Source organism: Nitrospira sp. M1 (assembly GCF_965152605.1).
Genome location: NZ_OZ224217.1, coordinates 3345649 through 3367620, shown reverse-complemented (window position 1 = coordinate 3367620; position 21972 = coordinate 3345649). Strand labels below are relative to the sequence as shown.

The window sequence follows — 21972 nt, the reverse complement described above, 5'->3', positions numbered from 1 at the left end:
CACGTGTGTTGCAAAAACGGTAGAAGCAATTTCTAGAAAATTCTTGGAGTTTCTATGAGGTTGGCGAAGGAATGTCGTCTGGAAAAATGTGTTGGTAATGATCTGTTATCGAAAAGGATACATGACGTATCGCTTTTGATAATCCGATTGTGTCGTGAGTTGAGGGGGCGAGCCGATACTCTTTTACCGGCGGCGTTGCTTAGTGATGTCGAGGGCGGCGACACGGTAGGCTTCGGCGAGGGTGGGGAAATTGAAGATGTTTTCTACAAAACTATCGATCTTGACATCATGGAGTAAGCCCATCTGCCCGATGTGAATGAGTTCGGTGGCGCCTTCTCCGACGATATGGACGCCAAGCAGTCGTTCGCCTTTGGAATCGGCGATCATCTTCAGCAGGCCGATGGTCATGCCGGAAATTTGCCCGCGCGCGATTTCGTTGAATTTCGATCGTCCGACAATGGCTCCTCCGAATTTTTCGATCGCTTCGTGTTCGCTTAATCCCACACTGGACATTTCTGGGATCGTGTAAATACCCATGGGAATGTTTTCAGGGTTGACTCCTGAATCTAAGCCTAGGGCGTGACAGACCGCTCGCCGTCCTTGTTCCATCGAGCAGGAGGCTAGCGACGGCGGGCCAATCACATCACCGACGGCATAGATATGCGGCACCGTGGTTTGACATTGCTCGTTGACGGGAATGAGCCCTCGATTGGTCGGGGTAAGTCCGGCGGCTTCGATGTTTAGTTGTTTGATGTTAGCGATGCGTCCGAGGGCGACCAATAGTTTTTCGCTTTCAATCGTGTCTCCGTTTTCGAGTGTGGTGATGACGTTGGAGTAGCCATCCCAACGTGCGTCTTTGATTGATTGTTCTCCACGATAGCGTCCGCCACTATCCTGAAAGGCTCCACAAAATTCATCGGTGAGTTCTTTGTCCAGAAATCGAAGTGGGCGATCGGCCGAATCAATCATCGTGACCTGAACACCGAGTAGCGCGAAGATTGACGCGTATTCACTGGCGATGACTCCGCCTCCCAAGACGGTGAGGGATTTGGGGAGGTAGACGAGTGACAGAATGGAATCGCTGTCGAAAATGTGTTCATGGTCGACGGGAATGTTGTCCGGTACGCGCGGACTTGACCCCGTTCCCACGACAATCAGATCGGCCGTGAGTGTCTGGGATTGACCATCGAGACTTTGGATGGCGATTTCTCGATCCGATCGGAATTGGGCACGGCCATGGAACCGGTCAATGTTATTTCGACCAATCTGTTCAGTCATAAACTGACCATGAGCGTTCACGACCTGATTGAGTCGTTTCATGAGACTGGCAATTTTGATGTCATCCCGCATCTTGAATTCAAAGACTTCGTTTGTGCTTTGAAATCGAACAATCTGTAGAGCGCTTTCTCGTAGTGTTTTACTTGGAATCGTTCCGTGGTAGACGCATGACCCTCCCACTTCACGATTTTGTTCGATGAGGGCGACGCGCTTTCCGGCTTTGGCCCCTTGGATCGCGGCTTTTTGACCGGCCGGTCCGCTGCCAATAACCACGATGTCGTATGTGGCGCTGTGACTCATAAGATCATGCATTCTACCGTGGCATGAATGGTGTCCCGCAGTTCTAGTAAGGCATTCATATCTTCGGGGTAGAAGTTTAAGTCCTGGACGACCGGGAGTGTTCGAAGGGTCGCTTCAGGTATTGAATCCGGGTGGAGGTGAAACGATGCCATATGGTCCGCCAGGCAGGTAATGATCGCGCCCTTGGTTGGCGAGGTGGCTTGCGCGTACGTGTGGTCTTGGTACAAGAGAATGGCTTCGCGGACTGGTTCCGGGAGTTTCCAGCTTTGAGCGATAGACCCGCCCATCTGTACATGATAGTCCTGCATGAGCTGTTCAATGACCGTCCAGGGGAGAGGCGCATCGTTGCTTTTTTTCATGCCGATGAGTGTATGGAGTACGACCGGTTTCCCGATTGCGTGGAGTAATCCGCAGAGAAACGCATTTTCAACGTTATGGCGCATCTTCCGAGCAATTTCTTTTCCATATAGCCCCGTGGTCAAGGCATGGCGCCAAAGATCTTTGACGGAGCTTTCATAGCCTTTGATGTTGAATACGCCTGATTGAACCGATATCGAAAACGCAATGCCGGAGAGCATGTTCAATCCCAGCCAGGCGATGGCTTGCTGCAATGAGACGATTGGTGATCGAGGGAGATACGCTGGGGAATTAGCGATTCGTAAAATTTGTCCTGCCAAGGATTGATCCTGTTGAATAAGCGATGACAGTTTTCCGACATCCGCGTTGGGGTCGCCTGAGTCGGTTAAGACTTGATTGGCCACTTGTGGCAACAATGGAAGATCCATGTCCTCCTGCTCGAGTTTGTCTTGAAGAGATGCCCGAAGACCTTCAAGCAGTTCTTGCTCAGGCATAATCGATGATGGCGTACCCATATCCTCTTGTCGGTTTGACGAGGCTGACCCTTGAGGGTGTCCAAGGACTGGATTTATAGCTTAAGGCTGTCTAAGGAAATGGCAGGACTGATGGTCAGTTGTCCGAAGATATGTCTCAGTGAAAAGGCCTGCTTAAAGTCATTAAATGGGGTCAAGGTGAGTGTTGCGAGGTTTTGTCATCCACCTACAAGTCACTGAATCGCTTGAGTAGTGCCAGGGCTGACACGTTCGAAAATACATAAAAGGGTTGGAGTCTTTTATGGACATTTAGTATAGGCATTGGGAAGTGTAAGGTGGGTTCCTTACATGAAGAAGTATTTGAGAACAGGTAATAGTATGCGTGAACTAAGGGCTTACACCAAGCGCCATTTTCGGCCATCGGTTTCGATGAGTTTGTCAGCTTCGATCGGACCCCAGGTGCCGGCTGGATATTCGGGGAGCCATTTCGTTCCATGGTCTTCCCAGCCTTTGAGAATATCCGTAACCCAGGTCCATGACGCTTCCACGGCATCACGACGCATGAAGAGCGAGGCATCTCCAGTCATGACATCTAAGAGCAGACGTTCGTAGGCTTCCGGCGATGGGGCATCAAAGGCGTCACCATATTTAAAGTTCATCTCTACCGGATGTGTTTTGGCTTTACTCCCTGGCCGCTTCGATATGATCCGCAAGGCCATGCCTTCTTCGGGTTGAATGCGTAAGGTCAGGAGATTGGGGGCTTGCGGGATGTTGGGATTAGCATTAAAGAGGATTTGCGGAATGTCTTTGAATTGAACGGCGATTTCCGATGCGCGTTTGGGCATGGCTTTTCCCGTGCGGATATAAAACGGCACACCAGCCCAACGCCAATTTTCAACAAAGACTTTTAACGCCACATAGGTCTCAGTCGTCGAGTCGGGACGTACCCCTTCTTCTCGTCGATAACCAGGAAACTCTTTTCCTTGAATGGTTCCGTGGGAGTATTGCGCACGAACGGTCATGTGCTCAACGTCTTTCCCGCGTATGGGTCGCAGCCCCCGGAGGACGTCCATCCTCGTATTTCTGACGACGTCGGGGTCAAGCGAGTACGGCGGCTCCATCGCGATAAGGCAGAGTAGTTGTAAAATGTGGTTTTGAATCATATCGCGTAAGGCTCCGGCTTCTTCGTAGTAGGAGGCGCGAGTGCCGAGCGTTTCCGCTTCGCTGACTGTGAGTTGCACATGATCGATGTATCGATGGTTCCAGATTGGTTCAAATATGGCGTTGGCAAAGCGCAGGACCATGATATTCTGAACGGTTTCTTTTCCGAGGTAGTGGTCAATACGATAGATCTGTGATTCATCGAACACTTGACCGGTAATCGCGTTGATTTCTTTTGCTGATTCTAAGTCGCGGCCGATGGGTTTTTCGACAATCACGCGGGAATAGTGTGATGGGTCATTGACATCATAAATCAATCCAGCTTGGTGCAAGCCTTGACAGGCTGGCTTGAACGTTGTCGGTGGGATGGCCAAATAAAAAATTCGATGTCCCGGTAAATTGAATGTCGATTCGATCTTTTCCAGCCGTGATTTCATGGTTGTATAGGTCGTGGCATCATCAATTGGCCCATTCATGTAAAATAACCGACGTTGAAAGTCCTTCCATTTTTCCTCGTCCATCGTTTGCCGTGAGAATTTCTCGATTCCATCCCGAGCGATATCCCCAAATGCCTCGTCACTCATTTTCGTTCGTCCCCCCAGTCCCAGCACGGCATAATTCTCGGGCAGGAGACTGTCGAGCAACAGGTTGTAGATCGCTGGTAGCAGTTTCCGACGGGTGAGGTCTCCTGAGGCTCCGAAGATAATGAGCGTGCAGGGTTCGGCGATGACCGATTGGGTTGTTTCAGGATTGTCAGACGTTTGTTGTGTTGACGGCGTCGTTGGCATGATACACCTTTGAGGTTAAATGTCGAACGTCATAAACCGCTTCCCCAGAATTCTTCGTCGAAAGAAGACCACAGGTCATCGAGAGAAGGATGATCAGTAAGGTCAGCCATTTTTCACCCTAATACGTTAAGGGACTTTGGTCAATTTCAATTCTCTTGATTTTAGCGTTTGACACTATGTCCGCCGAAGGCATTCCGGAGCGCCGCGAGCATTTTTTCAGCAAATGACTCTTCTTGACGTGAACGGAAGCGCGTAAAGAGTGCTGTCGATAGGGTTGGGACGGGGACGTCTTTTTCGATGGCATCCATGAGCATCCATCGGCCTTCCCCTGAATCTTGCACAAAGCCTTTGAGTTTTTCGAGTTTGGGATCTTCTTTCAGCGCCGAGGCCCCCAATTCTAAGAGCCATGAGCGAATGACGCTTCCCTGCATCCACAAGTCGGCAATCTGTGGAAGATTGAGGTTGTACGAACTCTTGGACATGAGTTCAAACCCTTCAGCATAGCTTTGCATCATACTGTATTCGATGCCGTTATGGACCATCTTGACATAGTGTCCGGCTCCAGCCCCTCCCACATGCGCCCAGCCGTTTGGTGGTGCGAGTGTCGTGAAAATGGGTTCGAGCCGATTTACGGTGGATTGTTCTCCTCCAACCATGAGGCAATAACCAATCTGTAACCCCCAGATGCCTCCGCTTGTTCCTGCGTCAACGTAGTGTAATCCTAATTGTTGAAGGCTCGCCGCACGTCGCACATCGTCATGGAACTTCGTGTTGCCGCCATCAATAATAATATCGTCACGAGTCAAGAGTTTGGAAACCGCGTCAATCGTTTCTTCGGTTGGAGCGCCGGAGGGGACCATGACCCAGACAGCGCGAGGTGTCGAAAGCTTCGAGACCAGATCTTCTAACGATGCTGCTCCAATGCATCCCTTGTCTTCTGCTTCTGTAACAAGATTGGCCGCACGGTCATACACGACGACGCGATGGTCTTGTTGGCGAAGCCGGGTGACCATATTCATGCCCATCTTGCCGAGGCCGATAAATCCGAGTTCCATAGTGTTCCCTCCCTGGAGTGATAGCTATAGCCGTTTTTACAGAATTTCCAACAGTTGCTGCCTATGATTTTACGGTGTGGGTTGGAATCATTACGTGGTAATTATTGAGATTCGCCACAGTCTATACATGACGATGATTCTGTCTGGAACGCTTGTTATCTGTTACTTGGTTTTTTTGCCGATGATCGGCTGCGTCGAACCACGGTATGGGTGCCTTTTCGAGAATTTAAGGCCAGATCAAGATTTGAAGCTGCCGTGATCAGGCCAAAATGTGTAAAAGCTTGTGGAAAGTTTCCCAATTGTTCGCCTGTATGCGACACTTCTTCGGCATACAAACGAAGATGATTCGTATAGCTTAACATTTTTTCGAAAATAAGGCGTGCTTCGGTGAGTCGGCCAGCTCTCGTTAAGGCTTCAACCAGCCAGAAGGTACATAAGCTGAAGGTACCTTCTTCGCCTTCAAGTCCGTCTGATGCGGCTTTGCCGACTTCGTAGCGGTAGACGAGACTGCCAAGGGCCAGCTGTTCCAATGTCCGGTCAATGGTTGAGAGCATGCGGGGGTCGGTTGGTGAGACAAAGAAGACGAGCGGCATGATGAGATTGGAGGCGTCGAGGGCTTCACTTCCATACGATTGCACAAAGGCGCCGACTTTAGGATTCCACCCTTTTTCCATGACATCGGTATAGATGCGGTCGCGTTCCGCCATCCATCGTGCTCGATTCCCTGGATATCCCCGGCTATCGGCAAGACGAATTCCTCGATCAAGGGCGACCCAGCACATGACTTTGGAATAGACAAAGTGCTGTCGGCCTCCACGAACTTCCCAGATGCCTTCGTCGGGCTGTTCCCAGTTTTTGCAGACGTAGTCTAAGAGGCGGCAAAGATTGACCCATAAATCGTAGGAGATTGGTGATCCATGTTTATTATAAAGGTACACGGCATCCATGATGGTGCCGTAAATATCCAATTGCAGTTGATTCGCGGCCCCATTGCCGATCCGGACTGGGCGCGAGCCGCGATGCCCATCGAGATGATTCAATTCTTCTTCAGCTAAATCCCGTCGACCATCGATTCCATAGACCAGTTGAAGTGAGCCATCTGGGTTGAGTTCATGACAGCGGGCGTTGAGCCAATCCATAAACCGAGCGGCTTCAACCGTGAAGCCCAAACGAAGCAGTCCGTAGAGTGAAAATGCGGCGTCCCTGATCCATGTATATCGATAGTCCCAATTGCGTGGGCCACCGATGTGCTCGGGAAGACTGGTTGTCGGAGCCGCGACGATCGCTCCAGTTGGGGCATAGGTGAGGAGTTTGAGCGTGAGTGCTGAACGGTGCACCATTTCTCGCCAACGACCATCGTATTGACACTGTCCGAGCCATCGTTGCCAAAACGCCGAGGTATTTTGAAAGGCTTCATTTCCAGTCTCGGGGTTAGCCAGTAAATCGGTTTCCCCGTTGTTATCAGCAAATTCTAGAAAAAACGTCAGGCTTTCACCTTGTTTGACCAGAAACTCTTTATAGGCTGTCCCTTCTCGTACTTTGAGAGGAATGGGGCTCACGAGTCCAACGGTGCTGGTCGCTGTTCGAAAAATAGCTCCTCGTCCAATGATTTCAGCGGTGTGGGTATCACGACCATAGTTAAAGGCCGGCTCACATTCTAGCCGGAATCGCACTTGCCCGCGAACCACTGAGACCATTCGAATAATTTGATGCCGTCTCGGACGGTATCCAGGTTCGTCTGACTCTACCGGCATAAAGTCGGTGAGTTCTCCGACGCCCTCATCCTGAAGAAAGCGAGTGAGTAAGATGTTCGTTTCCGGCAGGTACATCTGTCGGGTATTGCCTTCTTGTACCGGAGCAATTTTGAAATGTCCGCCAGCCTTGTGATCGAGGATGGACCCAAAGAGACTTGGGGAGTCAAAATGTGGAAGGCAGCACCAATCAATGGAGCCATCGAGACCAACGAGTGCGACCGTATGAAGGTCTCCAATGATGCCGTAATCGCCAATATTTTTATATGCCATAATCTTGATTGCTTACTATAGCAGTGAATTCATTGAAATACTATATGTAGTAGGTCTGGTGTTGTTTTATACAATATTCAGGAAGGCCAATGATACATGACCCAATGGTCGAATTCCATCATTCGTTGCCTTTGGATTTGCGCGATCGTTGTCATGCGAAGTCTCAGGCAAGGAATGGGCAACGCTGGAGAGTCGTCGAGTGCTCCTAGACTCGAATATCAATGGTCTGTCGAGCGTCCTTGTTGGGTTGACGAGTTTTTGTTGATGTTTCCGGAGTTGAGGACTTTTTGTCACGTGGTCGACGACGAAAATAACTTCCCTTCTGCCCGACATCACGATCTCCAATGGCGGTCGTGGTTCGGTGTTGCGGAAAACTTACCTGTGTGGTTGTTCCAATGTCCATAATCCACCTCCTCCGTGAAGTAGTAATTACATGGAATGGCAATAGTACTGACTCTTATCTATACGTATCGGTAGTAATGTGAAAAAACCTAAGAGAAACGTTCTTGATGAGCAGAGAACTTGAACAGAAGAAAAACCGTTTCTTCTTCAAAACGCGTTGAAGATAAGCCGGTTTGGTCGGCCTGTGGAGGCTGTGACTGGTTCTTCGAAGTGCCTGAGGTCCGTTCATTCAAAAATTCACCTCGTGACAGAACCTTCAATCGACCGTATAATTCGTACCTATGACGAGGGATGTTCTTCGAACACACACTACCGTGCATCACGATCTGGTTGGGAAGGCTCTTCAGGCCGATCTTCCGTTTTCCGCACAATGTGTTGCCTGTCATCCATTAGCTGGTGATGCATCGAATCGCCGTTACTATCGGCTCACCCTGGCAGAGGGGCCTGTAGATTCGCTTATTTTGATGCAATTGTCCGATCCTGAAGAGTTTAAAGCATCGGAGGAAGCGGTAAGTGGATCGGCTCTCGACGTGACGGAACTGCCCTTTTTGAATGTTTTGACATTTCTTCGCTCTCTCGATATTGCCGTTCCGGCTTCCTATTATTTTGATGAGCCGGCTGGGTTGGTATATCTGGAAGATTTTGGAGACCTGACCTTGGCAGAAGCCTATGCGACGGTAGATCAAGATAGGCGTGAACGGCTGTATGGTCAGGCGATTGATACCTTGGTGCAGATTCATCTTCGTTCGGCTCGGCATAAACAACCAACGTGTCTTGCGTTTAACCGTGCATTTGATGTTCCGTTGTTGATGTGGGAGTTTGAGCATTTTCTGGAATATGGCGTGGAGGCTCGACAGGGGAAGCCGTTGGGCGACGAAGCGTCTCGCGAGATACGTCATATATTTCAGACCATGGCTGAATATATGGTGACGCAACCCCGAGTGTTTACGCATCGTGATTATCATTCACGTAATCTCATGGTTGATGGTGACCGGTTGGGCGTGATTGATTTTCAGGACGCGTTGCTCGGTCCGGCTACCTATGATTTGGCTTCTCTGCTTCGCGATTCCTATATTGCGCTCCCGGAACATGTGATTGACCAGATGATTGATCGCTATGTTCATGGGATGTGTGCAGAATTGGATCGTGCTAAACAGGCGGAGATGTTGCTCACGGATCCCGCCGCATTTCGACGACTATTCGACTACACAAGCATTCAACGAAATCTGAAGGCCGCCGGGCGGTTTGTCTATATTGATCGTGTGAAGCAGAATTCAAAATTTCTGGCGGATATCCCTCGCACATTAGGGTATGTCCAGAAGAATCTGACAAAATACCCTGAATTACATCCGTTGTTGGTCCACCTTTCCCCTCATGTGCCGGAATGGCAATAGCCGACCGTAGTTGTCACCGATGAGAGCAATGATTCTTGCTGCAGGGTTGGGTACTCGTTTACGACCGTACACCGACACCCGTCCGAAACCGTTATTGCCCGTTGGCGGAACCTCCCTCATTGTCTGGAACCTGCTGCTGCTCCGGCAGTATGGTATGCATGAGGTCATGATCAATCTTCATTACTTGGGTCACATGATTCAACAAGAGTTGCGTGATGGTGCGCAGTGGGGTATGCAGATTTCCTACTCCCAGGAGCCTGTGATTCTCGGGACGGGTGGGGGGCTGAGGCAAGCTGAGGCCTTTTTCCAGGGAGAAGATTTTCTCGTATTGAATGCGGACACGCTGATCGACATTGATCTTGGCGAGGTCCAAAGGGTGCATGCCACTCACCACGCCCGGGTCACGATGGTATTACGAGATGACCCTCACGTCGAACAATGGGGCGTGGTTGAGACGACAAACGATCATCAGGTGGTGAGGATTAATGGCCAGGGCCAACGTGATGATTGCTGTGAGCCCGCAGTGTTGCAGCGGCACATGTTTGCTGGAGTCCATATCTTGAGTCCTCAAGTCTTAGCCCATTGTCCTATGGGACAATTTTCTTCCATTATCGATGCGTATGTCGCGGAGTTAGAAGATGGGGCGACGATTATGGGGTCTCTGCATTCTGGCTATTGGTCTGATGTTGGAACACCTGAACGGTATGAACAAGTGCAGCGAGATGTCGATGCCGGGCGTTTGACCTTGGCCGCCCGAGAAGTTGGGTCATCCCTGAGGTAGATGTTTTCTCTCGAATGGTATAAGGTTTTGATGATGGTGAATCATCAAGGGGTCGTGGCAAGCGTTAGGGGCTATAGCTGTTCCACGGCCCTTCCGTATAGTTCCAATAGGGTATTGACTAGGTTTGGACGTTTACGACTATAGATCGTATATATTCATGAAATGTTGAACACCCATCGTTTGAGCATTCAAATGCATACTTCTTCATTGGACACATATAAAGAGCGACTTTCTCGGCTTCTGCAGGCATTGGATTCGCAGGACATCCCGTTCTCTTCGTCTTTAGAAGCGTCTCTGTCTCTTGCCTGCCATCAATTAGAGTCTGTCTTAGAAGTGAACCCTCTCCAAGACCTCGGTCAAGATGTCGTGCCTCACGTGCCACTGCATGTTGAGGGAAATGGTTCGTCTTTATCGTTGGTCCAACCTGTACAAGAAATTTTAAACTGTATTCCTGATAGTCATATTGTGACCTCGTCTGACGGCATCATTCATATGGCCAATCAACAGGCGGCACGGCTGTTTCATCTCACTCAGCAGCAGTTGACGGGCCTTCCTTTCGCAAGCTTAATGAGTGAGGATAATTGGACCAATCTCTTGCAGCGCTTAAAAGCGTTAAATGGAAAAGTGCAAAACTGGCAAGGAGAGCTTCAGGTTGTTCCCCACTCGAAAGATCCCCGTTCCGTGGTATGTACGCTTTCGGCTCTTCGGGATACCGATGGGCAGTTGGTTGGTGCGCACTGGCTCCTCTGGGATGTGACTGAACATCGACAGGGGATCATCGCTCAAGAATTGTCCAATGAACTGATTCAATTGCTCTTGTCAGGCATGACGGTTCGGCAGGCATTGTCCATCCTGTGTCGTCGGCTGGTTGAAACGTTTGGCTATCCATTCGTATGGATTGGCACACAGGAGGCGGGAGGTTCGATGTGTTCCATCGCACATGACGGTGATGCATGCGTGTCGTCCTTAGAACGTCTTGAACGGATTGGTAAGCCCGTCGATGTTGTGAGTCAAGCCATTCAACAGAAGCGCACGCAAGTATTGCGACATGATCATGCGAATGATGAACCTGGTGTGTCATGGCTTCGTGCTGAGGGGTTTCAGTCTCAGATTGTTGTGCCGCTCTCAATCGATGATCGAGTGTTGGGAGTCTTAACGATCTGTTCTCGCCAAGCTGATGAGTTTGAGCCCAGTATCGTCCGGTGGTTGGAACAACTTGGTCTGCATATTAGTAAAGCGATGTTTGTGGCTCAAAACTATGATCATTTGCGTCTTCAGGGGAAAGCGTTGAATTATGCAGAGCATGCGGTCTGTATCACGAATCCGGAAGGGACGATTGAGTGGGTGAATGATGCGTATTGCCGTATGAGTGGCTACGAGCTTGGAGAAGTGATCGGAACGGTGCTGCCCTCATCGCAATCCAAGTCCTTTCGACAGTTATTGGAACGGGCGGGCGAACAAGAATTACCTGCACAATCGTGGAAGGTTGAATCGACCGCCACACGAAAGGACGGCAGAGAGTATACGATGGAGGAAGTGCTGACCCCACTCTTGAATGAAGATGGGCGTGTGTCCAATATTGTCGCGATTCTTCAGGATATTACGAGCCGAAAAGAGGCTGAGACGCAAATTATTCATCGTGTGTATCATGATCCGCTCACGGATCTTCCCAATCGCGTCATGTTTCAAGATCGACTTGAACAAGCCTTAGCCCAGGCTCGAAGGCATCAACGGCTCCTCGCCGTGTTTTTTATTGATCTGGACTGTTTTAAACGCGTGAATGATGAATACGGACATCGGGCTGGTGATCAGTTACTCAAAACAGTAGCCGAACGTCTGGCGCACTGCGTGCGTGCGACTGATACTGTTGCTCGTTTAAGTGGGGATGAATTTACCTTGATCCTGCAAGACCTCGAACATGCGGATGACGCCCAACATGTTGCACAGAAAATTTTAGATTGCGTCGTTGATCCTATCTCTCTCGATGGTCATCAGGTCCAGGTCCGGACGAGTATCGGGATTGCACTGTTTCCAGTTGATGCTGTAGAGCCTGAAGATCTTCTTCGGCAAGCTGATCGCGCGATGTACAAGGCCAAGGAGCTTGGTGGGCAAGCGTGGGCCTTCTCGTCTGGAGGCGCCAGATCGTGTATCCCCGGTGCTTCCTAACCTATCCTGTCACTCCTACGATTCGTTTCGATTCCTGAATCCTTCCCACAACTCTTTCCCGTCAATCTTTGTGTGTTTTCTTATGCCCTAGGTGAGTGTGGGGGCGTTGGGGAAATACCACGGATGTTGAAAAAATGCTTCGGACGATGGTCCTTCTTTCGATATTTTTAGTGAGCACGCACTCCTCTGTATTTCTGAGCAGGACATCATTTCAAGGTCCAGGTGTTTGAAGGTTGGCTCTGTTGTCTTTTTTCTACTCGTAAGTTTGAAATGGTAGTATGTTGTTGGATGACAAGTGTTTTTTGTGAGGCGGTGCTATTTCTTGTGCCATGTACGAGTGCTTTGTATTTGCATATTGGATGTGAGAGCCAATGAGATACCAAGGGCGAACATTCCTAAAATTCCACCCTCGCTCTCTTGGTCCCGTAATTGCATGGCCTATGTTTTGCGGTACTGACGATGTGCGTCAGATTCCAATTATGATCAATCGAGTGCAGGACAATGAAAGGAGCATGACTGCGATGAAGCAACCAGGCGTGTACTATCGATCACTCGTGACCATTGTCATACTTCTTTCGATGATATTACTGGTAAGCGGGTGTAGTCACCGTGCGACTCATACCACCGGTCACGGCCAGAAAGTCAAGAAGAATCAAATGCATGAAGCGGACGCTGAGCAACTTGCTTTGCTTGATGAACGATCAGGTGGACAGTCTGGAGCAGGGGGAGATGGTTTTGGTTTCGGCGGGAAAGGTTCCAAGCAGTTTTCACCGTCCGACGAGTTGTTCTCTCAAGAATCCTTGGACGAAAGTGATGTGGATATTAAACCTCTTTCGCCAACCGATCTTGCGAAACAATATTGGAATCAACGGCGACAGGCAGAGTTACTCTCTGATCGTTCAGGTCTCAATGATGTCTTTTTTGAGTTAGATAGTTGGGAGTTGACTGATGAAGCGAAGCAGGCTTTGCTCAGTAACGCCAAGATTTTGAAATCGAATCCGACAAACGCCGTAACCATAGAAGGGCATTGTGATGAGCGAGGCACTCGAGCCTACAATTATATACTCGGGAAAAAACGCGCGTTACGCGTTCGAAATTACTTGACCAGCCTCGGGGTGTCGGCATCACAACTCACGGTGATGACGTATGGTAAAGATAATCCTCTTTGCCGTGGCGATGGGGAATCCTGTTTTCAGGAAAACCGGCGCGCTCACTTTTTACTCGGAGTCAAGATCGCCGATGCAAGACCGTGGAATGCCGATCGTGATGACTGGATCGATTGACAATTCGACTGAATAATATCTTTGTTCGTATAGAGACATGGCATGAATTTTATGAATAACACTCAGCGAGCTTGTTCAACTGTCGTAGTCATTATTGCATGTTTACTCAGCAGCGGATGTGTAGCGCAGCAGGCTGATGTCGTGCGTATCAAGCGTGACCTTGATGCGCGCATCACGAAATTAGACAAGAGTAAAGTTGATCTGCAGGACGCGGTGGCTGAGGCCAATCTGGCGCTTCAAGAAGCGAATGGGATTATCTCCACCCAGCGTGCTGAAATACAGGAACTGCTTGAAGCCCGTGCTGAAGTGATGGATCAAGTCACGACCATTAAAGATGGTGACTTATTTGAAGTGCGTGGGGCGATAGACCAGAGCGAACATCATTTGCAGTCGGTCACAAAACACATGGACATGCTTGGCCAGGAGGTTGAAGAGACCCGCCAAGAAGCTCAGGTGCGAGAAGAACGTGTTCTCTCCAAGGTTGAACAGCTCCAACAACAAATTCATCAACAGAACGAGGTTGTGACTTCGCAAGCTCAAAAAATTTCAGAGTTTCAGGGCTCGTTTGTCGATTTTAAGGACGCCTTAGATACGGTTCGGCAGGCACTTGTCGATCAAGAAACCAAGTTAGGTAATGTTGATAGGCAAATGGTCAGTTTCACCAGTGATCAGCATGACAAAAGTGACGTTGCGCAAGCCAATTGGCAGCAAATGAAGCAGAGTGTGGATAGTGTCGTGTCTGCATTCGAGCAGGTGACCCAAACGCTTGCCGACCGACTTGATACGCATGAACGTACTCTTGCTCAAGTTGTTCATAGTCGATCGCTGCCTGAGGCTGTCTCTTCAAAGCCTGAGCGTCCGGCGGTTCATTCAACGGTGGCAGATTCGAGCCCGGCTCAAGACCTTCGGGATTCACTGGCGAAGATGGCGCCTTCTCAAAGAGAGGCGGACTTCAGTCCTCCCGCTGAATCTGACCTTGCACGAGATCGGCTCTTCGAACAGCAAGCGACTCAAGCTTCCCTTGAGATGTTAGATCGTTCAAAAATTGTCGGGAGCCAATCGTTATCTCGACCAGTTCAGCAGCAGACCAAGCCAACGGAACGTGAGGTTGCATTTTATCAGCAACGCTATGAGATGTTGCGAGCCGGTGACTTACAAGGAGCGTTTCATGGGTTTCGTCAATTTCTCAAGGAATATCCTCGATCGTCACTCGCATCAAATGCTCAGTACTGGCTGGGTGAGTGTTATTATGGGCAAGGACAGTACGATCAGGCTATTCGAGAGTTTAAGCGTGTCATGACTGCATATCCGACCAGTGCAAAGGTTCCTGCCGCACTCTTGAAAATTGGTTATTCGCATTTAGGCCTCCATAATGCCAAGGCCGCACGTTCAATGTTTCGTCAACTCGTTCGAACCTACCCCAAAAGCCGTGCCGCGACGAAAGCCTATGCCAGGTTGACTGAAGTGAGTCGATCGCGAGATGGCGCATCGTAAAGTACTCTTCTTCTTGATCAGGCCTATTTGAAGGGAGGGCATGGTGTGGCTTTTGGCAACATCCATGTGGCTTTGAGAATTGCGTGAACTCATCACGCGTTCATACCTTTTGAGGTTGCGTGCCTGACTCCAATCCATTTTCTCCGCAAAAAACTCTTACGCTCTATAATCCAACCTCTGGACGAGGAGATGCTCAACGAAGAGCGATCGCTCTTGTTCAGCATCTTGTCTCGATGGGGTATCATGTCAAACATACGCATGCGACAAGTGGCGATGAGGCCTCTTGTCTGAGCCAGTTGGGAAGCGATTGGGAATCTGTCATTTGTATAGGAGGAGATGGCACTCTCTTTCATGCACTATCCTTGATTTCACCTTCGACGGCTATCGCGTATTACCCATCTGGAACTGTCAACCTTTTTGCCCGTAGCTTATCCATTCCACGCGCTGTCGATGAATGGCTCAACACTTTACAGCAGGGGGTGACGCGTGACATCTATTTAGGGCAGGCGAATGGGCGTTCTTTTCTGAGCGTGGGATCGGTGGGTTTTGATGCGCGAGTTGTCGCGCGCGTTTCCTTATGGCTTAAGAGCTGGATTCATGAGGGAGCTTATGGAGTTCAGGCAATACGCGAACTTCTACGATACAATTTTCCACCATTCAATGTGTTGATCGATGGAAGAAAAGTTGAGGGAAAAATCTTAGGGATCATTGTTGGGAAAGGTCCATATTTTGCTGGCCCACACCCTATTTTACCGACTGCCAATCATGCCTTTCCAAAACTATCCGTCGCCGTACTCCATGGTGATCAAGTAAGCTGTCTAGTGCGCTATGCGTATGGCCTGATCCGAGGCAGTTTAGCGCAGATGAAAGGTGTGAGTCTGTATTCTGCAACTCAGGTTGTGGTTGAAGGCTCTGGAGGCATTGATGTTGAAGTCGATGGCGAGCCGTTCGGACTCACGCCTGTGACATTTACCGTAGAGCCAGTTCCCAGGAAAGTATTGGCGCCTTGACTCTGATCCTGTTATTACGGTTGTTCTTTAACAATAATGGTGGTCAAATTCTGGTAAATGTTTTGTAATATTCATCAACCGAAGCCTTGAATTGTAGCATCTTATGCCAAGCCTGGCCTTCAAGGTCTTCTGGAACATCGTTAATTCGATTGACTGTTTCGTATGGGTCGTTCTTCAGGTCAAACACTTCTGGTGTTCGGCGGCCAAAGTGATAGATAAACTTCCAGTTTGCTTGCCGTAGCGCCAAACAGTAATTTGTATACCAACATGAAGATACGACGTATTCATGTCCTTCGGTTGTGAATAGGCTTTTGCCTGGTAATTTCCCTTGAATGTGCACTCCAAGTAATTCCAGTATGGTCGGCATGAGGTCAATATGATGTCGAAGACCCCCTCGAGTTCCAATCGGACCAAGCCACTGAGGCCCGTATATGAGCAATGGGACACGAATGCCTTCTTCGTACGGAACGACATCATGTTGTTTCCGATAATGCTCGCCAAATGCTTCGCCGTGGTCACCCACAAAAATCAACATCGTATTCGCTAACAGTTCTTTGTCTTGCAATTGTTTGTATAGCTGGCTCGCGAATCGATCTTGATAGGCAATGGCCTCCAGATAGCTTGAGAATTCTTTGTTGGGTTCTGGCCATTCCTTCATCCCTGGTATTTGGTATGGATGATGTGTGGAAACTGTCAGCAATGTCAAAAAAAATGGCTGAATATTGTTTGAGGCAATCCAATCAACTGTAGGCTCAATCATGGCCAATTCGTCTAGGCCGAAATACCCTACTTCTTGATATCCAGCACTCAGATCTTCCTGAAGTTGCCACGAATCAAATCCCACATTTTTCAAAAGCTTTGGTCGATTTTCAAATTCTCCTTTAGCCGTTTGCAAGAAGGTTGTTCGATAGCCGAGTTCTTGTAGAAGGTGAGGGAGGCATCGCAAGGGAAAGGCTGTTGATTCTGATTCACTGATCGATTGTTTCAACTGTGGGTACATGCCACACAGGATCCCCGTTAAGGCTTTCGATGTATGTGGGACGGTCGTATAGACATTCTCAAACAGATGACCTTGCTGTGCAAGTTGGGTGAAAAATGGAGTCTGTGCTTTATCTTTTCCATGTGCATAGGAAGGAAATACATCCGCTCGTGAAGATTCCATGACGAACAATAAAATGTTTGGACGACGTGTTGGTTGCTGATCGAGTAATTGGGGAGTCTCGTATATGGCTTGAGGCAATGCGAGTGTTTCAGCCTGTGCAATTTGTTGTGTAAAGAGTGGAAAGAAGAAGTCTACAAAGATCCTTGTAGAGAATGGCGTTCCTGTTCCCCCCGGTGGTTGTGATAATCCGATGAGATATGGAGAAATGATGATGGCCATAACGACTAGGGCTGATTGTACGTGAGAGCGAATGCATGGCTTGCCGGTGAATTGCCATCCTAATAAAAAACACGAAATAGCGATGACAATTCGAGTGAGGAGCCCCGCATCGACACCGCTGCGAATGACTGACGAAAGCTCGCCGGCATGTTGAGTCGTATATGAGATGAGAGAAATGTCAATTTGTGTCCCTGTTTTCATGAGGAACTGATGCTCGACGATGGCGATGACGTAGAGTAATGCATGGCTGCTATGAAAGATGATTCGGTGTGTCCGCTCTCCTAAGGATTGAAAGATGAATGCAAGTGTGAATAAAAACACTTCCACAAGCAGAACCGTTCCGACTTCCGGTAGGAACGTGATTGCCCATTCTTTGATTCCAAGGTTGAGTTGAATGTATAGAATCTTTTCAAGCCGAAATGCGAATAGCGTGATGAGAAGAAATAATCCGTGACGAAGGGCAAGCGTGATGAGAGGAGAGCGCGCGTTACATTGCATTGCTCTCTGTTTGATGGAGGCCTGAATGTCCTGTATCAAGGGTGAAAGGCTATTTGGCATTTAGGCAAACTCCGAAACGATAAAACCGAAGAGTGTGAATTCAAGCATCTCGACTTTAGGCCGTCCTGCCTGTTCCAATTTTTCGTAACACGGACGAAAGATACTGGAGCCCTGATACGATGCCGAGCATAAGCGACACGTAGAGAAGAACGACGCCAAGGTTATGTATTCCGAATGTTTCATAGAGAGGAAATATGGGGAGTGAGAGAAATAGAATTCCACATATTTGAAAAAATGTTTTTACCTTTCCCAACGCATCAGCAGGTATGAGCAGGCCTTCTGCCGCCGCAACCGCACGGAGTCCTGTCACGCCTAACTCTCTGGCAATGATGGGAAAGGCCAACCATGTTTCTATTTGTTGGTATTGGACGAGCACTACAAGTCCTGCCGTGACTAATAATTTATCAGCTATTGGATCAAGCAGTTTGCCTAGTGTGGTGATTTGAGAGTACTTTCGTGCAAGATATCCATCAAAAAAATCCGTCAACGCGGCTATGCCGAATATAATCGCTGCTGTCAGAGAACGTGAGGATGAAGGAGGAGGGAGCATGGCAATAAATAACGGAATTAACATGATACGGGAACAGGTCAACAGGTTTGGAAGATTTATGTTGGGAGAGGGAAGAATCGATCTTTGTATCTTTGACTTTTCAAGCGTGTCATGAGTCATTTGCATGATCGGCATGTCATTCGTCAGCATGTCATAAACTGTTGAAGGTTGGTGGAAGCTATAATGGTAATTTTGTATTCCTATATTCATAGGCAAGGTGAACGTTCCATTGTATCCGGAATGTAGAATGTTCGTTTAACATGAATGGCTTTGAATGCAGTTAGTCGATTCTTGAATTATCGGTCATTGTGTAATTTACTTGATAACTTCGTTGTGTTCTTGAAGGGGAGACGACTGTGCAAACAGGGGGAAAGGCTTGTGATTTCCTGAGGAATCCTAAGAAGTTTGTCTGTCCTATACTCGATGATCATTCGGGCATGGGGAAGTCTTGCCAGGAGTGTATTTTGGCTTGAGGCCAATTCTATGCTCTGTATCTTTCAGAAGAGAGACGTGGCAATTGACTCTTCGGCTGGACGTGGAGGCCTGCGTGTCTCTCAACGCTAGTGCGGAGGTCCATGGGTGTGGACCCGTGGGTATCTACAAAAAGGTTGGTCTAGCTAGGTGGTCTTTGATATTTTCTCCTTCATAATCTAAGGCCTTGTCGGCTAATTTCTTAAACGCTTTGGCAAGTTCACTTAAAATTTTCCGTGTCTCTATGCTTTGAATGCCGGAAACTGGGGGCATGGAATTATCCTCAAATACTGCTAAAATCCGATTTCTTGCTCCCAACGCATGACCTGGAGAACTCAAGAGCTCAAGTGTCTGCATTTCGCTGACATTGCTTGGACTGTGGCAAACCATGCAATTTTCACTGCGAAATCCTAAGGAGAGGTTCCAATAGGCTTTATCGAGTTCTTTGACGTATGGATTGTCCGGAGAAAAGATGGCGTCGTAATTGGTAACTCTGGGCTGTAAGACCGTACTGTCAGGATTGTTCCACAGCCAGGTTCCATTCCATGTTCTTTCGCGATATGAAGGAAGAGGGGTTCTCTTGTTCGCTGATCGAAAAGCTCCAATGATTTTCCCCTGTCTCACCAAAAGAATAAGCTCGGCGCTTTCGTTGTATTTTTTCCACTTGTTTTTTGCATGCCAAAAAGGATACGGGTATTCGCCGTCCGGTAATTGATTTCGAAATTGAACCGGGAAACGGTACGCTAAGAGTTCGCCGTCATGATCAACCTGATACGAGCCCTCAAACATAAATAGCGAAAGGTATAGTTTTCGAAACAGAAGCGGATTAAAGCGAGTCACATGCGTATGATAGGTTTTATAATCGCCAGGAGCTTTTTGCCCGCCCCAGAGAAACGGTTCATGCATCCTTGTCTTAAAGATCGATGATGTCGTCAGCGTATCCGCACATCGATCATGTGCTGTGACATCACCGGGGTCGGACAGGGGGCATGCGGCAAGAATGTTGTTTGCGAGTGTTTCTGCAAATTCATTGGACGTGTCGATGTTCGTCTCTTGGTTGCTTCCCTTTACATTCATTAATTCAGTCACCAACGCTTCCGCCCCCTTTTCAGCCCAATCAAGAATGATTTTTTCTTCTTCGTCATTTAACAAGTTATAGGGCCGCGCGATACTGTAGGCTACTGGTGGCATGGCGTTCTCCTCTATCACTGCCCGTAGTCGCAAAACCATTTCCATTGCTGCACCAAGCCGGCCTCGTGGTATTCCCTCGGAAAAGTCGAAATGCCGTCTTCCTAATAAAATTTCATTTTCTGTGTAGGGCTTTGATAGTAAATCTATAACTGGAATGTAGTAGAAAAATGGACGATCTGTTGTGTCCGTATGGCAGGCGAAACATTTTTTTTCTAAAATTGGTTTTATATGTTCGTCAAATTGGGTAAAGGTTTCTTGTAGTGAGGCCTGTGGTATTTCAGTGTTTTTGGGTATTGCAACAATTTCTTGAAAGTGACGTGCATAGAGTAGTGTCCAGGTTGATGCAATGATGACAAGGCTGCCAAGCAATATTTGTACTGTTTTAGATTGAATTGTCGTTTCAGGCTTCATGGCAATGGTTACTGGTTTAGGAATATGATGAATTTTTCGGAAGAACGTATAAGGAAATTAAGGTTGAGGCTGAGTTGTCTATGAAGATTGTAACCGGCTGCCCAATGGTCATTTCTCGTTTCATCGCATAAAATCTGAGGAAATGGGGTGTAGCGTGGCGCAGGGGAGTAATTATGAATTAAGCGAAAACGTGCAAAGGCAGGCAAGGGATTAGCGAAGCGAAAGGGGATTTCGTTTCTGTGTCAGTCTGGCGTAGCTATTCAAACGTGGATGGTCAGGAACAGGATTTTGTTTCTATAGGCATTGATGGTGTAGGTGGCCTCTGGGATATTGAATCGTCTGCTAATGCGATGGCTGAGGTAACGCATACACAAGTTCCTCTAAGGTGGCTCGGGTGATTGGAGTGATCATATTTTCTGATTCATGTTTAATGATTAATACGCCACTTTCCTGCAGTCGAAATGATTGCCACTCAAATCCTTGTACATCGCGAAACTGGCCAGCGTGCGCCACAATGACTTTGTTAGTACCTTTATGTGGTAAAGCGTAAATGAGTTTTCGGAAATGTTGATCGGCCAATTCTTTCTCTTCCTTCGTTGTCAGTCCCATTTCCACGTACGATGTTTTTGTCCCTTGATAGTTGAGCGATGGTTCAATGACATCTATGCGTCCAAATGCGAGTTGAGCTGTTTCTTGTGTACGACAAGTTGGGCTTGCGTACACTGTGTCTATCGGGATCTGAGATTTTTGGAACACTTGACCTAATAGCCACGCTTCCGCTTTCCCTTCCTCAGTGAGGCAGCTGCCTCGCTTGAACGTGGGATGTGTTCCTCCATCATATTTCAAAGCGAATCGTTCAAATGCCGACCGATTTTCCACATCTTTATCGCGTTCTGAATGTCTGATAAATATGGTATATCCTCCTTGACGCAACGCGGCGAACACGTCCGACGGCATGCCTGATGGCACTGGTATTCCGGTAACTTTTATGTGGGAAACAATAGAAATGAAACGGAAAAATGTGTCACGAAACTTTTCATCTGCAGAGATGTGAACAGTTAATACCATGATGAAAGTTCCGAGCATGTATATCAGGAATTTCAAGACTTGTTTGCCGATTCCTGAAATATTCATCTCAAGCTCCTCTGTTCGATCAGGCTACGCATACAATTTGTAAAAGTCGGCCACAACGTTGTCTGAGTATGTGTATTCAAGTACATGAGTTTACCTCTTTTTGCGGAGATATTATTGGCATGGAATATTTGTGGGCAGTTCTAGGTATTGTTTCTCTCCAGTGAAGGCCCAAGTTATTTGCCATATGGGGTTCAGTATGCATGCGACTGCACAATGAAGCGCACTATTGATGCCAAAACAATGTTTTCTCTCTTATTTTTTGAACAGGTATGTCGTGAGCTTGATTAACCTTCAAGAGAACCTGTTCATC

16 protein-coding genes are annotated in these 21972 nt (G+C 48.1%); 6 read left to right on the top strand and 10 right to left on the bottom strand.

Annotated elements, in window-relative coordinates:
* Nucleotides 1-183: 183 nt before the first annotated feature.
* The 6 genes from sthA to ACWHX8_RS15160 all read right to left on the bottom strand — a co-directional run bounded on the left by sthA (nt 184) and on the right by ACWHX8_RS15160 (nt 7839).
* A complete protein-coding gene (gene sthA / locus ACWHX8_RS15185; RefSeq protein WP_447968976.1) occupies nt 184-1578 on the bottom strand; it encodes a Si-specific NAD(P)(+) transhydrogenase in 1395 nt (464 codons plus the stop codon).
* A complete protein-coding gene (locus ACWHX8_RS15180; RefSeq protein ID WP_447968975.1) occupies nt 1575-2450 on the bottom strand; it encodes an HDOD domain-containing protein in 876 nt (291 codons plus the stop codon). Before ACWHX8_RS15180 ends, sthA begins: the two co-directional genes overlap by 4 nt.
* 353 nt (nt 2451-2803) lie before the next feature.
* Entirely contained in the window at nt 2804-4357 is a 1554-nt protein-coding gene (gene zwf, locus ACWHX8_RS15175) for a glucose-6-phosphate dehydrogenase (protein WP_447968974.1), read from the bottom strand.
* Between the two features lie 161 nt (nt 4358-4518).
* Nucleotides 4519-5412 carry a phosphogluconate dehydrogenase (NAD(+)-dependent, decarboxylating) gene (gene gnd, locus ACWHX8_RS15170; protein WP_447968973.1) on the bottom strand — a complete coding sequence of 298 codons (894 nt, stop codon included), beginning with the start codon at nt 5410-5412 and terminating at the stop codon, nt 4519-4521.
* 155 nt (nt 5413-5567) lie between these two features.
* Nucleotides 5568-7436 (bottom strand): glycoside hydrolase family 15 protein, encoded by a 1869-nt coding sequence (locus tag ACWHX8_RS15165; RefSeq protein WP_447968972.1) that lies wholly within the window; start codon nt 7434-7436, stop codon nt 5568-5570.
* Nucleotides 7437-7641: 205 nt separating this feature from the next.
* Nucleotides 7642-7839 (bottom strand): hypothetical protein, encoded by a 198-nt coding sequence (locus ACWHX8_RS15160; protein ID WP_447968971.1) that lies wholly within the window; start codon nt 7837-7839, stop codon nt 7642-7644.
* A 280-nt stretch (nt 7840-8119) separates the two neighbouring features.
* Here ACWHX8_RS15160 and ACWHX8_RS15155 point away from each other — a divergent pair, with 280 nt between their 5' ends.
* The 6 genes from ACWHX8_RS15155 (at nt 8120) to ACWHX8_RS15130 (ending at nt 15966) form a co-directional block, all read left to right on the top strand.
* The gene (locus ACWHX8_RS15155; RefSeq protein WP_447968970.1) at nt 8120-9232 is read left to right on the top strand and encodes an aminoglycoside phosphotransferase family protein; all 1113 of its coding nucleotides are present in this window, start codon (nt 8120-8122) and stop codon (nt 9230-9232) included.
* Between the two features lie 28 nt (nt 9233-9260).
* The gene (locus ACWHX8_RS15150; RefSeq protein ID WP_447968969.1) at nt 9261-10013 is read left to right on the top strand and encodes a nucleotidyltransferase family protein; all 753 of its coding nucleotides are present in this window, start codon (nt 9261-9263) and stop codon (nt 10011-10013) included.
* Between the two features lie 192 nt (nt 10014-10205).
* The gene (locus ACWHX8_RS15145; protein ID WP_447968968.1) at nt 10206-12179 is read left to right on the top strand and encodes a diguanylate cyclase domain-containing protein; all 1974 of its coding nucleotides are present in this window, start codon (nt 10206-10208) and stop codon (nt 12177-12179) included.
* Nucleotides 12180-12691: 512 nt separating this feature from the next.
* The gene (locus tag ACWHX8_RS15140; protein WP_447968967.1) at nt 12692-13462 is read left to right on the top strand and encodes an OmpA family protein; all 771 of its coding nucleotides are present in this window, start codon (nt 12692-12694) and stop codon (nt 13460-13462) included.
* A gap of 51 nt (nt 13463-13513) precedes the next feature.
* Nucleotides 13514-14956, top strand: a complete 1443-nt coding sequence (gene ybgF / locus ACWHX8_RS15135) for a tol-pal system protein YbgF (protein WP_447968966.1) — start codon at nt 13514-13516, stop codon at nt 14954-14956.
* Nucleotides 14957-15075: 119 nt separating this feature from the next.
* The gene (locus ACWHX8_RS15130; protein WP_447968965.1) at nt 15076-15966 is read left to right on the top strand and encodes a diacylglycerol/lipid kinase family protein; all 891 of its coding nucleotides are present in this window, start codon (nt 15076-15078) and stop codon (nt 15964-15966) included.
* 43 nt (nt 15967-16009) lie between these two features.
* On the opposite strand, the gene ACWHX8_RS15125 is transcribed toward ACWHX8_RS15130, so the two are convergent.
* The 4 genes from ACWHX8_RS15125 to ACWHX8_RS15110 all read right to left on the bottom strand — a co-directional run bounded on the left by ACWHX8_RS15125 (nt 16010) and on the right by ACWHX8_RS15110 (nt 21662).
* Entirely contained in the window at nt 16010-17905 is a 1896-nt protein-coding gene (locus tag ACWHX8_RS15125; RefSeq protein WP_447968964.1) for an LTA synthase family protein, read from the bottom strand.
* A 55-nt stretch (nt 17906-17960) separates the two neighbouring features.
* Nucleotides 17961-18581 carry a CDP-diacylglycerol--glycerol-3-phosphate 3-phosphatidyltransferase gene (pgsA, locus tag ACWHX8_RS15120; protein WP_447968963.1) on the bottom strand — a complete coding sequence of 207 codons (621 nt, stop codon included), beginning with the start codon at nt 18579-18581 and terminating at the stop codon, nt 17961-17963.
* Nucleotides 18582-19052: 471 nt separating this feature from the next.
* A complete protein-coding gene (locus ACWHX8_RS15115; protein ID WP_447968962.1) occupies nt 19053-20528 on the bottom strand; it encodes a heme-binding domain-containing protein in 1476 nt (491 codons plus the stop codon).
* Nucleotides 20529-20870: 342 nt separating this feature from the next.
* Nucleotides 20871-21662: a histidine phosphatase family protein gene (locus tag ACWHX8_RS15110; RefSeq protein ID WP_447968961.1), complete on the bottom strand. Its 792-nt coding sequence runs from the start codon at nt 21660-21662 to the stop codon at nt 20871-20873.
* Between the last annotated feature and the right edge of the window lie 310 nt (nt 21663-21972).

Bases quoted from the DNA above. Each gene is read 5' to 3' on its own strand.
- sthA (WP_447968976.1), bottom strand. From the start codon at position 1,578: ATGAGTCACAGCGCCACATACGACATCGTGGTTATTGGCAGCGGACCG.
- ACWHX8_RS15180 (WP_447968975.1), bottom strand. From the start codon at position 2,450: ATGGGTACGCCATCATCGATTATGCCTGAGCAAGAACTGCTTGAAGGT.
- zwf (WP_447968974.1), bottom strand. From the start codon at position 4,357: ATGCCAACGACGCCGTCAACACAACAAACGTCTGACAATCCTGAAACA.
- gnd (WP_447968973.1), bottom strand. From the start codon at position 5,412: ATGGAACTCGGATTTATCGGCCTCGGCAAGATGGGCATGAATATGGTC.
- ACWHX8_RS15165 (WP_447968972.1), bottom strand. From the start codon at position 7,436: ATGGCATATAAAAATATTGGCGATTACGGCATCATTGGAGACCTTCAT.
- ACWHX8_RS15160 (WP_447968971.1), bottom strand. From the start codon at position 7,839: ATGGACATTGGAACAACCACACAGGTAAGTTTTCCGCAACACCGAACC.
- ACWHX8_RS15155 (WP_447968970.1), top strand. From the start codon at position 8,120: ATGACGAGGGATGTTCTTCGAACACACACTACCGTGCATCACGATCTG.
- ACWHX8_RS15150 (WP_447968969.1), top strand. From the start codon at position 9,261: ATGATTCTTGCTGCAGGGTTGGGTACTCGTTTACGACCGTACACCGAC.
- ACWHX8_RS15145 (WP_447968968.1), top strand. From the start codon at position 10,206: ATGCATACTTCTTCATTGGACACATATAAAGAGCGACTTTCTCGGCTT.
- ACWHX8_RS15140 (WP_447968967.1), top strand. From the start codon at position 12,692: ATGACTGCGATGAAGCAACCAGGCGTGTACTATCGATCACTCGTGACC.
- ybgF (WP_447968966.1), top strand. From the start codon at position 13,514: ATGAATAACACTCAGCGAGCTTGTTCAACTGTCGTAGTCATTATTGCA.
- ACWHX8_RS15125 (WP_447968964.1), bottom strand. From the start codon at position 17,905: ATGCCAAATAGCCTTTCACCCTTGATACAGGACATTCAGGCCTCCATC.
- pgsA (WP_447968963.1), bottom strand. From the start codon at position 18,581: ATGCAAATGACTCATGACACGCTTGAAAAGTCAAAGATACAAAGATCG.
- ACWHX8_RS15115 (WP_447968962.1), bottom strand. From the start codon at position 20,528: ATGAAGCCTGAAACGACAATTCAATCTAAAACAGTACAAATATTGCTT.
- ACWHX8_RS15110 (WP_447968961.1), bottom strand. From the start codon at position 21,662: ATGAATATTTCAGGAATCGGCAAACAAGTCTTGAAATTCCTGATATAC.